This is a genomic window from Paenibacillus sp. FSL K6-1318, from assembly GCF_037976905.1.
In the GTDB taxonomy this organism is placed as follows: domain Bacteria; phylum Bacillota; class Bacilli; order Paenibacillales; family Paenibacillaceae; genus Paenibacillus; species Paenibacillus amylolyticus_A.
On sequence record NZ_CP150270.1, the window covers coordinates 3,341,072 to 3,357,470 of the forward strand.

Consider the following 16,399-nt stretch of genomic DNA (forward strand, 5'->3'; position numbering starts at 1 on the left):
ATGAAGAGGAGAGCCAAATCCAATCTGATCTTGCAGCAAATGTCTTTACAACGAAAAAACAGGCTTTTCCTTGCGATCATCTCGCTGGCGCTTGGTGTAGCTATTGTAAGTCAGGCCACATTGGTGGCTGAAGCAGTCCAGCGAATCTTTGTAGAGAAAGCTTCCTTTTCATCAGTGATCCTGCTGCTTGTTCTATTGCTGGCTGTTATGGCTGTACGCACACTGTTGACGTATGGCAATGGGAAAGTGGGCTTGCATATGGCAGCTCGTGCCAAGACGAATATGCGAGCAGCCGTTTTACAGAAACTGACGCAAGCCTCCATGCCTTCAACCCTTCGTGGACAGACGGGAGGAAAGGTCAGTGTTGCTTTGGATGCTGTGGATGAAGCCGACAGTTATTTCAGTCAGTACATGCCACGAATGATGGAAGCTGCGATGATCGCGATTCTGATTCTGGTTGTTACGTTTACGCAGCACGCCAACACAGGCTGGATTATGCTGTTTACGGCGCCATTTATTCCACTGTTTATGATTTTGGTGGGGCTCCAGACGAAGAACAAATCAGAAGAAAAATACGCGCAACTGGCCGAGTTCTCCGGTACGTTTCTGGATTCGCTTCAAGGGCTGGTTACGTTGAAAATATTCGGACGGGCGAAACGTCAGCAGCAGGAGATTGAACGCAGCAGTCTGGGTTATCGTGATGCCACCATGGGCATTTTGAAGATTGCATTTACCAATACGTTTATGCTGGAATCGATCGTGATGTTAAGCATCGGTATCGTCGCGCTTGAACTGGCTATCCAGTTACTCGTTTTCAAATCGATGACCTTCCACACGGCCTTTCTCGTGTTGTTACTCGTGCCCGAGTTTTACAGTCTGTTGAAGAATACGGGAACGGCATTTCACAGCGGGCGAACCAGTATGGGGGCGATTCGTAAAGTGGAACAGATGCTTGCGGAAACCAATATCAAGAGCACACAAATGGAGCGGGAAGAAGGATCGGATCAAAGCGATATAACCGATGTCGATGCAACAGCACAGACGGAAGAGCTCCGTACAGCTCGTGCCGAGTTGATAACAATGCCCCCGACCATTGAACTGAACGATGTCCGATTCCAGTACGCGCCTGATTCCTTTGGACTTGAGACAGGACAGATCTCAATTGGAGCGGGAGAACAGATCGCTATTGTAGGCAAAAGTGGCTCGGGTAAAACCACGCTGCTTCATCTTATTGCTGGTTTGCTGAAACCAGATTCGGGAGCGGTTCTGGTTAACGGAAGCCAGCTTTCGCAACATGATGAGGCTGCATGGTTCGAGCGTGTTAGCTACATTACACAGCATCCGTATATTTTTGCAGGTACATTTGCCGAGAATATTGCAATTGGGGCGGGGCGGAACGTCTCCAGAGTTGAAATTGAGCAGGCGGCAGAGGAAGCAGGACTCACTGGCGTTGTTGCACAATTGGAGCAGGGATTAGATACGTTTGTTGGTGAAGGTGGCCGGGGATTATCTGGTGGGGAAAAGCAAAGACTTGCCTTGGCACGTGCTTTTCTGAAGAGACCCGCTGTCATTTTGTTCGATGAACCCACCGTAGGACTGGATCTGCATACCGAGCGGGTACTGCAACAATCCATTGCGTCATTAGCCAAAACGGCAACGATGATTACGGTGGCACACCGTTTATATACGATTCAACATGCGGATAACATTTTGTTTATGGACAATGGGGTATTAGTGGATTCAGGTCATCATAACGAGCTTCTAGCACGTTTGCCGCAGTATGGGGAGATGGTGGACGTCCAACGGAAAGGAGGGTTAGCATGAATGAGCTGACGATTCTGTCAAAAGCGATGATTCAGGAGCGCAAGGATATCTTGCTTTCGATATTGGGCGGATTCATCGCCGGCATAGCAGGTGTAGCTCTCTTTTCCGCGAGCGGGTATATGATATCGCAAACGGTATTTGCGCCACCGCTGTACACCTTAATAGTACTCACCTCGATGGTTAAACTGCTCGGTTTCCTTCGAGCGGCAAGCCGCTACGGAGAACGCTTGTATTCCCACAGGGCCACATTCTCCATGCTGAGCCGTTTACGGACGTCCTTTTTTGCCAAACTGATTCCGGTAACGCCGGGTATATTGAACAAAAACCGAAGCGGGGATCTACTTGCGCGAATCGTAGGTGATGTGGAAAGCTTGCAAAATTATTTCTTGCGTGTCGCGTATCCACCAATCATGGTCGTTATGGTGTTTTTGGCTACCATGCTGTTCACTTCGGCCTTTTCGATCTGGATTGCGTGCTTGTTAGTACTAGGCATGCTAATCACGGCATTTGTTGTACCAGGCATTGTCTTGTTAGGTCAGCGCAAAATACACGGACGTGTCCGCCAGCAACGAGCTTTGCTGTCCACGGAAGTAACCGAAGTGTTGTATGGTTTCCGGGATCTGAAAGTATACGGCCAATTGGAACAGCGGGAGCAGCAGCTTCAGCAGGCTTCCGCTGCATTGGCAATAGAACAGAAACAAGCGGCTTCGCACTTGCTGCGCGGGCAATCCATGCATGTTTTTGTAACGTATCTCGTTACATGGGGTGTGCTGGCACTGAGCGCTTTCTTAATTGTGAATGGAGCGTTTGCCGGTGTATTCCTCGCCATGCTGATCCTGGCCACGCAGACCGTGTTCGAAGAAGCTGCGGCAATGGCTATATTACCTCTATATAAGCAGGACAGTGAACATGCCGCTCAACGACTGGCGGAAACGGTGCCAACCTCCGATGTGCAACCTGTACAGCCAAGCGGTGAAGTGTCAGCCGATCAGGCGATTTCGATTGAACTATCCGGTGTTAACTTCCAATATGAAGGGGAATGGAGACCGGCGCTGAGGGAGCTCTCTCTGCAACTTACAGCAGGCTCCAAAACAGCGATTGTCGGCCCAAGCGGGTCAGGCAAGTCAACGATTATCGATTTGTTACTCAAGCTGCGTGCACCAACGTCTGGCGATATACGATTAAACGATGTTTCGGTGAAGGAACTGAATGAAGAGAGCATTTGGCAAAGAGCGAATGTTGTGTTGCAGCAAAGTCATTTCTTCCGGGGAACCATCCGGGACAACCTTCTTCTGAGCGGAGAAGAACATTCGGATGAACAACTGTCGGCTGTGCTGGATAAAGTGCAACTGCCCAATAAATCATTGACCGACATGGTATATGAAAAAGGGGAGAACCTGTCAGATGGCGAGAAGCAGCGGCTGGCTCTGGCACGGGCCATGCTGCGCAACGGACGGTTATGGCTTCTGGACGAACCGACGTCCTCACTGGATTACGTCACAGAACAACGTGTGCTCCAGCATCTTTTTGCACAGGCCTCCGAAGATACACTTCTCCTAATCTGCCATCGGCTGACGGGATTGGAAGAGATGGATCGGATTGTGGTCATGGACCAAGGCAAGATTGTGGAATCGGGTTCCTTCTCCGAGCTGATGGAGCAAAAAGGATATTTTTATGAAATGAAACAAATTGAACGACAAATGATTGGAGACGCCGGGGCGTGAGAATGTAAGATTAGTCCTGATCGTGGTGTCAGTAACACTTCAAAAAAGACTAAAGGATGGTCACTGATTATCATCAGTTAGCCGTTCTTTAGTCTTTTTGTCTATCCATTGCAGATAACCGTTAAGACGTAATGTTAATTCATCTTTACATAACAGCAGATGATTCAGATGCTCTATTTTTCTTGGAAAGTGGTTTTTTCCTCAAGGTTCGATCATACAGATACGGTTTTCCGTGATATTCCCATGCATTCTTTTGTTTCTGCTTTTTATGTATATCAACCTTTATCTCCAAATTGGCAACGTTGCTCTGGAATTCAGAAGCAATTCGTTTGCACCATTTCAGTCCACTTTCTTCAGATGCACTGAAATGAACGCGTAACAGATATCCATTCACCGTTAATTCAAACTTGTATAAATTCATGAGATGTATCCTTTCCAGGTAGGGATTCTATACTGCACAACATTCGATAATCTAATTATAACAGGAACATACGTTCTGTAAAAGTGATATTTATGAAATCCTCAATTCAAGAAGGGTCGCTAGACATCTTTGCAACGGTTCGTTTAATGGTAAAATATCTAAAAATGGTTCATGTTGGGGGATGCGCATGTACAAACTGATGATCGTTGATGATGAATTACTCATGCGGGTTGGAATTCGTTCCATGCTGAATTGGGAAGAGTACAACTTCTATGTTGTTGGTGAGGCTGGAAATGGAAAAGAGGCATTGAACCTTGCGCTTGAAGTGATGCCTGATCTAATTATTACGGATATCAAGATGCCGATTATGGATGGGCTACAGCTTATACAAGAGACCTCCTGCGTGCTGAAAACCTGTAAGTATGTCATCCTGAGTAATTTTGACGAATTTCATTATGTGAAAGAGGCACTGAAACTTGGCGCTTCAGACTACTTGATTAAAAGCGAGATTACAGAAACTGCCCTTATTGAGCTCCTGAGTACCGTTGAACAGAAACTACAAAGCGAACATGTACATCCAACCAACACACCTTCTCTGGTACATGATTATTCTAATAGCCTTAGACATCTAAAGGACATCTTCTTCCAAGATATTGTAAGCGGATTCATAAGTGAGTCGGATATGACCACCAAAGCGGAAGAACTGCATTTTCGTATACGATCGGACCAGTTGGTCGTCATCAAGTTCATCGTGAACTATTACGAGGATGCGAAGAGGAAATATGTCGAGAAGGGGGAAAAGCTGCTCCGATTTTCGATGCTTAATATTATGGAAGAGATCATTCCATCGAAATGGGAGAAAGAGATATTCGTTGAAAGTTCTTCTGAATATTGGGTTATCGTCAATGTACTTCCGGAAAGTCGATCTGTCCAAGAAGACTTAAATAAACTATGTAATAAATTGCTGTCTTCCATCAAAGATTTTATGAATCTATCGCTCACGGCTGGTGTAAGTAGAATGACTTCCGGTTTCCCTCACATTAAAAAGGCCTGCCAAGAGGCAGAAATGGCTCTACAACAGGGTTTCTTCACAGGTAGCAACCAGGTGTTGTATTACGATGATATGGTTCAATCCCCCGATCGAAATGAAGTAAAAGGAGCTCTGAGCCCGCAACAAGAACGAGATTTTATGAAGTTGTGGGTAAGCAAAGACATCCAAAAGGCGGAGGAGTTCCTTGAAGGAATTCGTTCGGAACTGGAAGCGCAGCGGGCGGATGAGAATAGCATTCGCAAGCAATATATCATGGTAATGGAAACGATACACTCCCATCTATCTCGAGCTACGGAAAGAGGTGCGCCTTCTTTTACAGAAAAATCGCCATATGAAACTGTTCTGAAGGGCGAGTACTGGGAGGATATCCATCAGGATATGCTCGCTCACATTGCGTATTACTTTAAAACTGATTCCCAAACGAAGCAGGAAAGTACCTACACAGACCTCGCCATTGCATTGATCGACAAGTATTATGCCGAGGATATTTCGCTGCAAAGTATCGCTAGCCAAATCAGTGTTAATCCGTCGTATCTCAGCCGATTGTTTAAGCAGGAAAAAGGAGAGAACTTTATCACGTACTTGACACGAGTTCGGATTGAACATGCCAAGGCGTATCTATTAAGCAGAGGAATGAGAGTGTACGAAATCGCAGAAAAAGTGGGCTACCATAATTACACGTACTTCAGTAAGATTTTCAAAAAATCGGTAGGTGTCACTCCAGAGGAATATCGAGAACGACAGCAGGCATGAATGTAATCGGTGAATAGAGGTGCAGCATATGAAGCTTGTCCAGCCCTTCCAAATCAAGCACAAAATTATGGTGATCTGTATGACGGTCATTATCCTTCCCGTATTGGTAATGACAATCAATTCGTACTACTCGTCAGAACGGTTATTGGCACAGAACTATACAACGTTGCTAAGTGATCTGGCCAAACAGACGAATATTCGTATCGACGAGTTCCTCAAGGAGATTGAGAAAATCACGCTGTTAGCCAGTAATGGCCTTAGCAACAATCTATCTGCGACCCATGAAGGAAGTTTTCCGATCCAGGATTTTCTACGGGAGGGTAACGAACAAAATGAGATTGCCGCATACAATATTCTGATGAATTATATCATGATGAAGGATCGCGTATTCTCCATTTACCTCTACAATATGAACGGGGGACAGGATCTGTTCGTCAGTCCACACCAGCCCATTGACCCAGACTTCAAAGTGGCGAACGAATTGTGGTTCAAAAAGTTTATGCACGATAATGAACGAACCATTACGCTCACAACGCGAATCGATGAGCAATTGGAGAATAAAATACTGGCAGTGTCACACGCTCGCAAAATTCATGATGTGGCTAGTGGGGAGCTTCTTGGCGTAATCGTTGTCAGTATTGATATCAAATTCATCGAAATCGTCAACCGCAACTTGCAGGAAGGCCTACGATCCAGATTTATGATTGTCGATGAGAATGACAAGATTGTATATAACGTAAACGACCGATTAATCGGGACACTGTTCCGTGACAACGTTCGTCCGCCTGAAGCATTAAATGTCGTGGTGACCAGTCCCCTTAGTCAGCAAAAATGGACAACGTACTTATATATGCCCTTGGATGAGCTGACTGCCGATGGCAAAATATTGGGCCGTAATCTGGTGACACTCGCCATTGTCATTGTTCTTTTTGCTGCGGTCATATCCATCTTTCTATCTCATGTCATCACAACTCCGATTAAGAAGCTGCTCCGGAATATCGCTCTGGTCGAAAAAGGCCAGTTTGAACAAGTTGAACCTATTGGCTCCAGAGATGAGATTGGACATTTATCCATTCGATTCAACAGAATGTCGCATGAATTGAAGCGGATGGTCGAACGTATGCAGCAGGAAGAGATAGAGAAAGCCAAGGCCGAGATGCGTGCGCTCCATGATCAGATCAAGCCTCATTTTCTATATAACACACTGGGGTCGGTGAAATGGATCGCCTCGATGCAACAGGCTGACAAAATCGTGGAAATGACCGATGCACTAATCTCGATGCTTCGTTATGCAACCAAATCCGATGGAACCCTCGTAACCATTCGTGAAGAACTCGATAATATAGCGAATTACGTAACGATTCAGAATGTCAGGTACTATGATTGTATTCAGATGAGATATGAGGTAGAGGATCGAATGCTGGATTATCGCATGCCCAAAATGATCCTGCAGCCCATTGTGGAGAACGCCATTTTTCATGGACTGGCCGAACTCGAAGAAGACGGAATTATCACCATTCGGATTCAATCACAGCTGGATGAAGTTGTGATCCAAGTCTGCGATAATGGCGTCGGTATGGATCATCATACGATGCAGAATTTGATGGAAGAGAAGTCCGCTGCAGGTACGGGAACGAATGGCATTGGATTGCACAATGTGCAGCGGCGGATTCAACTTCATTTTGGTAAACCCTATGGAATACAGGTGGCTAGTAAACTAGGTGAAGGTACCATTTTTTCCATTCTGCTGCCGGCCATCTCAGAGTTTAGATAGAACAAAAGGGCTCGCAGTATGAACTGCAAGCCCCTTGTTTCACCCTTTGACGCTACCTAGCACCAAACCCTTGGTAAAGTATTTCTGTAAGAACGGATACACGAGTAAAATCGGAATGGCACCCAAGAACATTTGAGCGGCACGCCCCGTTCTGGCGTTCATCATGGATAACAGCTGCGTATAATCTGATCCCGATTTCAGCATGATTTGCTCAAAACTCTGCAAGAGAGTCTGGAGGTAGCTTTGTAATGGATAATTGGCTGGATTGTTCATATAGATAATGCCATCGAACCAGGAATTCCAGTGGGCGACGATACTGAACAAACCGACTGTTGCGAGAGCGGGCTTGAGAAGCGGGAGTAGAATACGAAGCAATACTTGTACAGGTCCTGCACCATCGATAATAGCTGATTCTTCAATTTCCTCGGGCAGACCCCGAATGAAATTCATGAGGATAATCATGCTGAATACGGGGAGAGCCCCAGGCAGGATCAGAGACCATATGGAATCGATCAGTCCCATTTTGACGACCACGAGATAGGTTGGAATTAGTCCTCCACTGAATAACATGGTTACGATGAAAAATCCCATATAGATATTACGCCCCATTAATTTTTGTTTTGACTTGGAGAGGGGGTAAGCCGTGAGCACGATCAGAACCAGATTCACCAACGTTCCGAGAACGGTACGCTGGATGGCGACCCAGAGGGAGGAGAAGAAGGAACCTCCAGTTAATGCAAATTCATAGGCTTTTGTCGTAAATTCCACAGGCCAGAACGTAACACTCCCCGCAGATACAGCCGCGCTGCTGCTGAATGAAACAGCCAACAGGTTAATAAACGGCAGGATACAGAGTAGAGAGATCAGAAGCAATATGATGTAGTTTAGGATAAGAAACAAACGCCTGCTCATACTTTTGTCATAGATCATAGTGTTAGTTCCTCCTTCTTAGAAGATACGATAACCAGCCACCCTGTAGGCCAGGATGTACGATACAGCAACGAGAACACTGGAAATGATGGATTTGAATAATCCGACAGCGGTACCGATTGAATACTGTGCCTGCTGAATTCCCAGACGGTATACATAGGTATCAATAATATCACCGGTCTGATAGACAACAGGGGAGTAGAGATTATAGATTTGGTCAAAGCCAGCATTGAGTACATTTCCAAGCGACAATACAGTCATTAAAACAATCGTTGGCATGAGGAGGGGCAACGTAATGTAGATGGTCTGCTTCCACCGTTTCGCTCCGTCGATCACAGCGGCCTCGTAAAGTCCCGGGTCAATGCTGGTTAAGGCTGCTAAGTAAACAACCGTGCCAAAGCCGAAGCCCTTCCATATGTCACTTACAATCATCGTCCAGGGAAAAATAGAAGGTGTGCCAAGAAAGGAGATCGGTGCAATCCCGAATACACTTAGAAATGTATTGATAATGCCGTCGGAGCTAAGGATATCCAGCATGATGCCGGCCATAATGACCCAAGAGAGGAAGTTAGGAATGTAGACAAGTGTTTGGAATGTACGTTTGATTCCACTGTGAAGTACCTCGTTGAGCAGTAATGCGAAAATAACGGGCACGATTATACCACCGATAATCTTAAAGACAGACATGTACAGTGTATTCCAGATCGTTCTTACGAAGTTCGGCTGATTAAATATGTGGTTAAAATTATCCCATCCTACCCATGGCGAGTTGAACCCGAGGCCCGGATTGTACTTCTGAAATGCAATAATAAGTCCGTAGAAAGGGATGTAACTAAAGATGAAGACCAGGACCAGGCTTGGGATCAACATGAGATGGTAAGCACGCTGCTGCTTCCATTTGCTCAGCATTCGTATTCCTCCGTTCTTGGTGCGATATATTGTAACCGTTACCAAGAAGAGACGAGAACATTCCCATCCCTTCTTGGCAACAGACTCATTATTTTCCGTATGCCTCATTGACTGCCTGGGTTGCGTCATCGCCTCCGGCTGCACGCCAATTCTGGACAATCACATCGAAATAATCGATACTTTCGCTACCCATAATGATCTTGGTGAAGCCTTCGGTCAGGATATCATCCAAGGTTGTGCCGTAGCTCGATAGAATTTCTGGCGTAACACCCCATAGGGCCGTCTTGGTATAGTTCTCGCTGTCGAGTACTTTCTTGGCAAGACCATACGCATTCTTTGGAGCCCCTTGTTGCAAATAGTCGCCGACTGCTCCTGGTGTAGCATTCTCCATGAATTCCACACTGTTGTTATATTTTTGCCACATACCCGAAGTTGTGAGTCCACTGGTATCCTTGGATTGAAGGGCAGCGGAGACCGCCTCAAATTGCTCGTAATCGGAATTCGGATTAAGTACACGGAACGCTCCAACTACATGGGCAATATCGTTGTCCAGCAAGGCGGATAGCGTTTCTGTGGATTCCTTGCCATTGCCTTCATCAACAATATAAGCATAATCGTTCAAAATTTTGATCACTTCTTCGGGGCTCTTGAATCCCTTTTTCATGACGATATAATTGTTGTTGGCGAAGAAAATGGATTGTTTTGCTTCTTTCCCATCAACGGTAGGGATGATATAAGGGTAGAAGATGGCGTCCTTACCCAGATTGGATACCGTATCGACACCCGGATTATAACCCCACCATTGGTAATAAGGTTGCATGCCCACTTTGCCGGCTACAATGTCCGCGTTCATCGCATTAAAGTCTTTGATTGCAAACTCCGGATCAATGATGCCTCGCTTGTACCATTCTGACCACTCAGCGAGCGCATTCTTCATCTCGGGTTGCACGGAGCCATACACTAATTTTCCACTGTTATCCTCCATCCACATATCCGGATGCGCATTCCATGCAATGGCGAGCAGGTTAAGGTAATCCAGCGATTGGTCTACGGCTATACCATAACCACCGTGCTTTTCCATGAATTTCAGTGCGATATTCTTGATGTCTTCCACAGACTTCGGATCCTGGACTCCCAATTCTTCTTTCCAATCGTTCCGGATCCAGATGAAGTCTGGTTGTTCAATTAATCCCCAGTGCATCTGCGGTATGCCGTACAGCTTACCGTCTTTCTTTCCAGATTCGTAACTGTCTGCATCCGCTTCCATATAACCTTTGAGACGATCTGAAGCGTGTTGATCAAAGACCTCGGAAATATCCATGACCATATCTGCTTCGACCAACTGTCTCAGTTGTGATGGATTAACTCTGAATACGTCAGGAAGATCGTTCGATGCGATAGCCAGATTCAGTTTTGTATCGTATTCATCGCTGACCCAGTCTGTTTTGACATCGATATTGAATTTCTCCTTGTAGCGCTTAATCCACACATTGTTTGTGATATCATCGCCCTTTGGATACTTGGCAGAAGTGTATTCTGACGTCACGGTGTGAATGGTTGTCGTTCCAGCCTCGTTGGAATCGGGGTCCGTAGTTGCATCTTTCTCCGTGCTGCTTCCATTGTTACAGGCTGCGAGCAATAAGGTTGACATGATTAAAGACAAGACTAAAGTTTTGGTTTTCTTGTTCATTTCTTTTCCCCCTTATCAGTCGTATTTCAATAACGCTTACTTGAAAATATTCTAAACGAGAAAGGGGGAACGGGATATAAAAGTTATTGACGAGAACCCATATGTTTTTTTACTTTCGAGTCGGGGCGGAGAAAAGATTAAAGAGTTCTGTGCACTTTTTTTACTTTTTACTCCTTCTTTTTTTACTCATGTCTCCAAAAATCGCTTTAGATGACGATCGATAACGAGTGAATCCGCTTCATTAGCTCCGATCCCAAAGCAGTGTCCCCACTTGGACTCTATAGGTTGAAAAACAGCGTTCGGTATATGTTGAGCATCATAGGCACTGTCTTCTGGCGTGAAAAACAAGTCACTTGATCCTGGCATAACGAGTGCAGCAGAAGTGATCTTGCTTAACGCCTGTTCGAAGTTGCCGTCATCTACGGGATTATCGCTAATGTCGCCATATATTCCTGTACGCAGCATGGTAATCAAGTCGTTAGCATCAAAGGGAAGAAATACCTGATCCCAGTAATCTTCTACATAAGATTGCAAGGTATCGTAACCTTCGGTTTGATACAATTTCTCCAAATAATATGCCTGCGAGAATCCCCATGGAGCATAAGCTCTTCCCATTGCTGCGAGACCGTCAACCGGTGGGTGCTCATATCTACCATTTTTAAAATTCGAATCTGCCTGTAACGCCGCGATCATGGATTCGAACACGAGCTGTGTATGCGGTCTGCTCTTTGCCGTTCCGCCAAAAGGGGCGATCCGTTCGACCATCTCAGGATAACTCGTTCCCCATTGAAAAACCTGCATAGCACCCAAAGACCAGCCTACAACGAGTTGGATTTTGGTGATACCGAACTTTTGAGTAAGCAGTTGATACTGAAAACGTACATTGTCATACATGGAGATGAGGGGGAAATTCTGCTTATCATATGGGGCAGGGGTATTGCTGGGAGAAGACGATAATCCGTTACCCAACATATTGGGCACAACGATAAAATATCGACTGGGATCCAGTGCCTTATCCGCTCCTATCAACCATGCATTATCTGTGTGAAGTCCAGCAAACCACGTTGGAACGACAATAACATTGTCCTTTGCGGCATTTAAGGTTCCATACGTCTTGTAAGCGATAAAGGCTTGAGGGAGCTGTTGTCCCGATTGAAGTAGTGTATCTCCAAGGTTATAGGTTTCATAATCGTTCATGGCTAGACTCTCCTTAAAATATCGTAATAACTTGATTTCACTCTACAATACGTCTATCATCAATTCAACGAAACGTTATCGAACATAACATTCATTTATTTTGAACATAGGAAGTGACTGATTCATGGAAATACGCCAATTAAAAACCTTTTGGACACTTGCATCGACCTGCAGCTTTCATCAAACGGCTGAATTGTTGAGCTATGTACCGTCTACCATAACCATGCAAATTAAATCGCTGGAAGAAGAGCTCGGTGTGAAATTGTTGGATCGATTAGGCAAAAAGGTCGTGTTAACGGATGCTGGAAAACAGTTTCTGCCGTATGCCACTAAGATTTTAAACGATGTAGAGGAAGCAAAGTGCATATCATCTAGCCAGCACGGAGAATTGGCGGGAACAGTTGTAATCGGAGCAGACGAAGTGCTATGTGCATATCTTCTTCCAGCCTTGTTCAAACGCTTCCGAGCGGACTATCCTGGTGTGCGGTTATTGTTCCGCCCGTTGTCTGGGCAAGAGCTTAAATCAAGTCTGAGAGAAGGGCATGCCGATGTTGTTTTTGTATTGGATGAGCCGGTTGCTTCCAAAGACCTTCATTCCGAGTTTTTAAAGGATGAGACCTTTCAAATGGTCGTTGCTCCCGATCATATGTTAGCATCACGTTCCGCGTTGGTCATTGATGACTTCCACAAACAGCATTTTTTGCTGACCGAAAAGAACTGTTCGTATCGCACTTATTTTGACCAATCCATAACAAAGAAAGGTGCAGATGCTCTGACAGAGCTGGAGTTTCATAGTGTAGAAGCTATTAAACAATGTGTTGCGGCTGGTCTAGGGATCGCTTTATTACCTGAAATGGCTTTGAAGAAAGAGTTAAGCGAGGGGGAACTGGTTGCTTTACCGTGGGACTTATCAGATGTATCCTTTTCTGCACAAATGCTCTGGCATCGGGAGAAGTGGATATCTCCGTCCATGGCTGCTTTCATTCAGGTCGCTAAGAGTGAGTTGAAATGATTGTTCAGAATTTGTTTAGACGTATATGTTAAAATACTCTTCATGGAGAAGGTGAAGTGAGATGGAATCAACCTTCAACATTTTGATACAGATATATATGGGGGATTAGCAATGGAGAGAAAGATTAGAAATTCTGCAAAAGCATTGATCATCATAGATGGGAGAATGCTGGCAATGAAGCAGGATGATAATGATGAAGTGATCTATATTCTGCCTGGTGGGAGCCAGAATGCAGGTGAAACATTAACCGATGCGGTGAAGCGTGAAGTTGCGGAAGAAATCGGAGTAGACGTAGAACCGTTATCATTGGAATTCGTCATTGAAGGGGTATACGGTGAAGCTCTTCATCGTGTAGATTTTGTTTTTTTATGCGAGTACATAGGTTTAATGGACCAAGATAGTTCTATTCTGCCAAGTGACGAAAACCAAGTGGAATATGAATGGCTCGAAATTAAACATATAAACGAACTACCTTTATTTCCTTCAAAATTACGAAAGCAGATCATTAGATTGGTTGAGGGAGAAAAGACGATTATGTATTTAGGAAATGAAGAAGATGAGGATCTGAATGGTTAGACGTGCACACGTCGTAAACAAGCGGCCGTCTTGTATTTATAGAGGAAAGGCTATTTCAAAGGACATGATGGTCCAGTGAAATAGCCTTTTTGCCGTTGAACAAAGTGTACAGAGCGATTCGAAAATGAACATCTAGGCTAAGGGGTTACATTAGGCCAGATATTATATTTCTTGTTCCTTCACAGCTGTTGTCATATTTTTCTGACCCCACATGACCATGGATTCAATTAATGGAACCAATTCCTTGCCCGATGCTGTGAGCGAATACTCCACTCTCGGTGGAACCTCGTTATATTGCTCCCGATGCACGATGCCGTAATGAATCAAATCCTTTAAACAGTTCGTTAGCATCGTTCCAGTAATGCCAGGCAGTCTTCTTTTTAATTCATTGTAACGTATACAGTCATTTTCACTGAGGATTGCCAGGATCGGAAGATTCCACTTGCCTCCAATGACCTGAAATGCATAAGTCGCAGGACATAACTGATCGAAATTAAACTCGTATTTCACTTGATACCCTCCAATAGTATACTTTTTGATACTAAGTCAGAAAAAGAATCGTACTTGTTCAGAAGATTGTAGACATTATAATCAAACTAACACAAGAAAATCAATTCATAAGACAAGATAAAGGCGGGATAAGTGTGAGTAACGAATCTATGATGTGTGATCTGGAAACAGGCGTATGTGGTGTGAGCGAGGAAGAAGCGATGCAAGAAATCAATCTGAATCACGTTGAGAAAAGGATAACTCTTTATTACGCAACAGATCCGATCTGCTCTCACTGCTGGGCGCTTGAGCCTGTGCTTCATCGGTTTGTTGAGGAATACGGTCATTATTTTACGATGCAAATTAAAATGGGTGGGCTCCTGGCTAACTGGAATGGTTTCTCGGATGGCGCTAACGGGATTCAGAAGCCTTCGGACGTTGCAGCGCATTGGAAGGAAGTAGGTGAGCATTCACGCATGCCCATCGACGGTTCCTTATGGCACGATAATCCCATACTTTCTTCCTATCCGCCATCTCGTGTATTTAAGGTTATTCAGAGTACTCACCCTGGTAAAGAGCATGACTTTTTAAGACGTGCGCGTGAAGCCGTGTTTGCATTTAATCGAAATATTGGAGAAGATGATGTGCTGACGGATATCGTCGATCAACTGGGCTTGAATGGGAAAGAAGTGGTTGAGGCGGCTGCAGAGCAATCTGCACAAGAGTTATTAGAGGAAGACTTTGATAGTGTGGCTAGTTTGGGAGTTAGAGGTTTCCCATCCATTATTCTTGTGAATGAAGAGAACCAGGGTATGAAAATTGTCGGAGCCCGTTCTCTTGAAACCTATGTGCAAGCCCTTCAGCAGGTGTTCGGTGGTGATCTGAAACCCAAACAGATAACCTCGTTGGAGCAGAAAATCAATGAGGGACACCTTCTTTTTTCTAAAGAAATTGAGGTCTTGTACAGTATCGAAAAGAGTGATGTTGATTCATATGTGAAATCTGAATTGGCAGAGCACACATATCGTATGGGTCATATTTTGAATGAGATGTATATTGAGCATATTTGAGGAACCATGTCACACGGATGTGTTATTCGCACAGGCAAGTCGTCCACCCATTGCGTAGACTGAAGTAGATCAAGTCAAGTGAGGTGAATTCCATGGCTAAAACCAATGAAATACACGTCCGGGTGAAACGGCTCAAGGATCGCCCAGTCTGCGTGACTCTTCATAATGGCGAGACGTACGTCGGGTACATCTCTGGTGTTAACAGCGCAGGCGTAGTGCTTACCGGGGGCGGAAAGCTTACTCAGGCCGCAATCACAGCACCCTCATCTGAAGGCAGTGCTCGCAAAACGAAACCTAAAGCAGGGGCTACGAGAAAAACAGCATCCTCTCGAAACCGTAAACGGGTGAACAGCACACGTAAGTCGAAAGCACGATCCCGGTCGATGTCTCGCTCAACGTCTAGGCAAGCCCAGGTATCATCTTTCATGCCTATGCTAGGCTCATTGTTAGGTGGCTTTGGCGGTGCAGGCTCGATTGGAGGTATGTTAGGCGGGGGTATGCGGTTGTTTGGCATGATCCAGCGGTTTACACCTGTGGTCAAAATGGGGTATGGCATGATTAAGCAGATTCAGCCATTTATGGGGGCAGTTCAAGGGCTGATGACACCGCAGAGCCAAGCAGCTCAGGCTGAAACCGATGGTGAAGAGGAAGCACAACAAGGATAATACTTGAAGTGAAAATCGTGAAATAGAACACAACCTTCGTTGCATTTGGGAAGGAAGCATTGCTAGTATGTGGGGTGATCTGATCTCTTTCTGATCTGTTCTGTTCCTTATCTTCTCCGCTAGATGCTAACTGCAAGCTGCTCTCCGTACGGCAAACGGAGGGTGGCTTATTTGCTTATCTAACGAACATGACAGTCCCTATTCGCTGCAAAATGTGAAATATAGTGTGAAAAAGGGGCTGATTCTGCAGCATAGCTTCTCCTGTGTTTGTTAAATTCGTTCGTTGCGAGGAATGGAAACTGAGATTTCCAATA

The 16,399-nt window shown here is 45.0% G+C and carries 14 protein-coding genes; 8 read left to right on the top strand and 6 right to left on the bottom strand.

The genetic code is table 11. The features are described from left to right. Together cydD and cydC are read left to right on the top strand one after the other, a co-directional pair. Nucleotides 1-1,824 (top strand): thiol reductant ABC exporter subunit CydD, encoded by a 1,824-nt coding sequence (gene cydD / locus NYE45_RS14765; RefSeq protein ID WP_340017241.1) that lies wholly within the window; start codon nt 1-3, stop codon nt 1,822-1,824. Beyond that, nucleotides 1,821-3,548, top strand: a complete 1,728-nt coding sequence (gene cydC / locus NYE45_RS14770; protein WP_340017242.1) for a thiol reductant ABC exporter subunit CydC — start codon at nt 1,821-1,823, stop codon at nt 3,546-3,548. Before cydD ends, cydC begins: the two co-directional genes overlap by 4 nt. A gap of 145 nt (nt 3,549-3,693) precedes the next feature. Here cydC and NYE45_RS14775 read toward each other — a convergent pair whose 3' ends face one another. After that, nucleotides 3,694-3,969, bottom strand: coding sequence for a hypothetical protein (locus NYE45_RS14775; RefSeq protein ID WP_340017243.1), 276 nt, complete (start codon nt 3,967-3,969; stop codon nt 3,694-3,696). Nucleotides 3,970-4,156: 187 nt separating this feature from the next. Here NYE45_RS14775 and NYE45_RS14780 point away from each other — a divergent pair, with 187 nt between their 5' ends. After that, nucleotides 4,157-5,773 (top strand): helix-turn-helix domain-containing protein, encoded by a 1,617-nt coding sequence (locus NYE45_RS14780; RefSeq protein ID WP_340017244.1) that lies wholly within the window; start codon nt 4,157-4,159, stop codon nt 5,771-5,773. A 28-nt stretch (nt 5,774-5,801) separates the two neighbouring features. Then, nucleotides 5,802-7,547 (top strand): sensor histidine kinase, encoded by a 1,746-nt coding sequence (locus NYE45_RS14785; RefSeq protein WP_340017245.1) that lies wholly within the window; start codon nt 5,802-5,804, stop codon nt 7,545-7,547. Nucleotides 7,548-7,586: 39 nt separating this feature from the next. Here NYE45_RS14785 and NYE45_RS14790 read toward each other — a convergent pair whose 3' ends face one another. From NYE45_RS14790 to NYE45_RS14805, 4 genes are all read right to left on the bottom strand, one after another. Then, entirely contained in the window at nt 7,587-8,477 is an 891-nt protein-coding gene (locus NYE45_RS14790; RefSeq protein WP_340017246.1) for a carbohydrate ABC transporter permease, read from the bottom strand. 18 nt (nt 8,478-8,495) lie between these two features. Further along, nucleotides 8,496-9,386 carry an ABC transporter permease subunit gene (locus NYE45_RS14795; protein ID WP_340017247.1) on the bottom strand — a complete coding sequence of 297 codons (891 nt, stop codon included), beginning with the start codon at nt 9,384-9,386 and terminating at the stop codon, nt 8,496-8,498. Between the two features lie 88 nt (nt 9,387-9,474). Further along, nucleotides 9,475-11,076 carry a hypothetical protein gene (locus tag NYE45_RS14800; RefSeq protein ID WP_340017248.1) on the bottom strand — a complete coding sequence of 534 codons (1,602 nt, stop codon included), beginning with the start codon at nt 11,074-11,076 and terminating at the stop codon, nt 9,475-9,477. A 186-nt stretch (nt 11,077-11,262) separates the two neighbouring features. After that, nucleotides 11,263-12,273, bottom strand: coding sequence for an alpha/beta fold hydrolase (locus NYE45_RS14805; protein ID WP_340017249.1), 1,011 nt, complete (start codon nt 12,271-12,273; stop codon nt 11,263-11,265). Nucleotides 12,274-12,397: 124 nt separating this feature from the next. On the opposite strand from NYE45_RS14805, the gene NYE45_RS14810 reads away from it, so the two are divergent. Continuing rightward, nucleotides 12,398-13,285 carry a LysR family transcriptional regulator gene (locus tag NYE45_RS14810; protein ID WP_340017250.1) on the top strand — a complete coding sequence of 296 codons (888 nt, stop codon included), beginning with the start codon at nt 12,398-12,400 and terminating at the stop codon, nt 13,283-13,285. A 111-nt stretch (nt 13,286-13,396) separates the two neighbouring features. Further along, entirely contained in the window at nt 13,397-13,861 is a 465-nt protein-coding gene (locus tag NYE45_RS14815) for an NUDIX domain-containing protein (protein ID WP_340017251.1), read from the top strand. Nucleotides 13,862-14,023: 162 nt separating this feature from the next. Here NYE45_RS14815 and NYE45_RS14820 read toward each other — a convergent pair whose 3' ends face one another. Continuing rightward, entirely contained in the window at nt 14,024-14,371 is a 348-nt protein-coding gene (locus NYE45_RS14820; protein ID WP_340017252.1) for a helix-turn-helix domain-containing protein, read from the bottom strand. Nucleotides 14,372-14,505: 134 nt separating this feature from the next. On the opposite strand from NYE45_RS14820, the gene NYE45_RS14825 reads away from it, so the two are divergent. Both NYE45_RS14825 and NYE45_RS14830 read left to right on the top strand, forming a co-directional pair. Next, nucleotides 14,506-15,420 (top strand): DsbA family protein, encoded by a 915-nt coding sequence (locus NYE45_RS14825; protein WP_340017253.1) that lies wholly within the window; start codon nt 14,506-14,508, stop codon nt 15,418-15,420. A 92-nt stretch (nt 15,421-15,512) separates the two neighbouring features. Further along, nucleotides 15,513-16,085, top strand: coding sequence for a hypothetical protein (locus NYE45_RS14830; protein WP_340017254.1), 573 nt, complete (start codon nt 15,513-15,515; stop codon nt 16,083-16,085). Nucleotides 16,086-16,399: the final 314 nt, after the last annotated feature.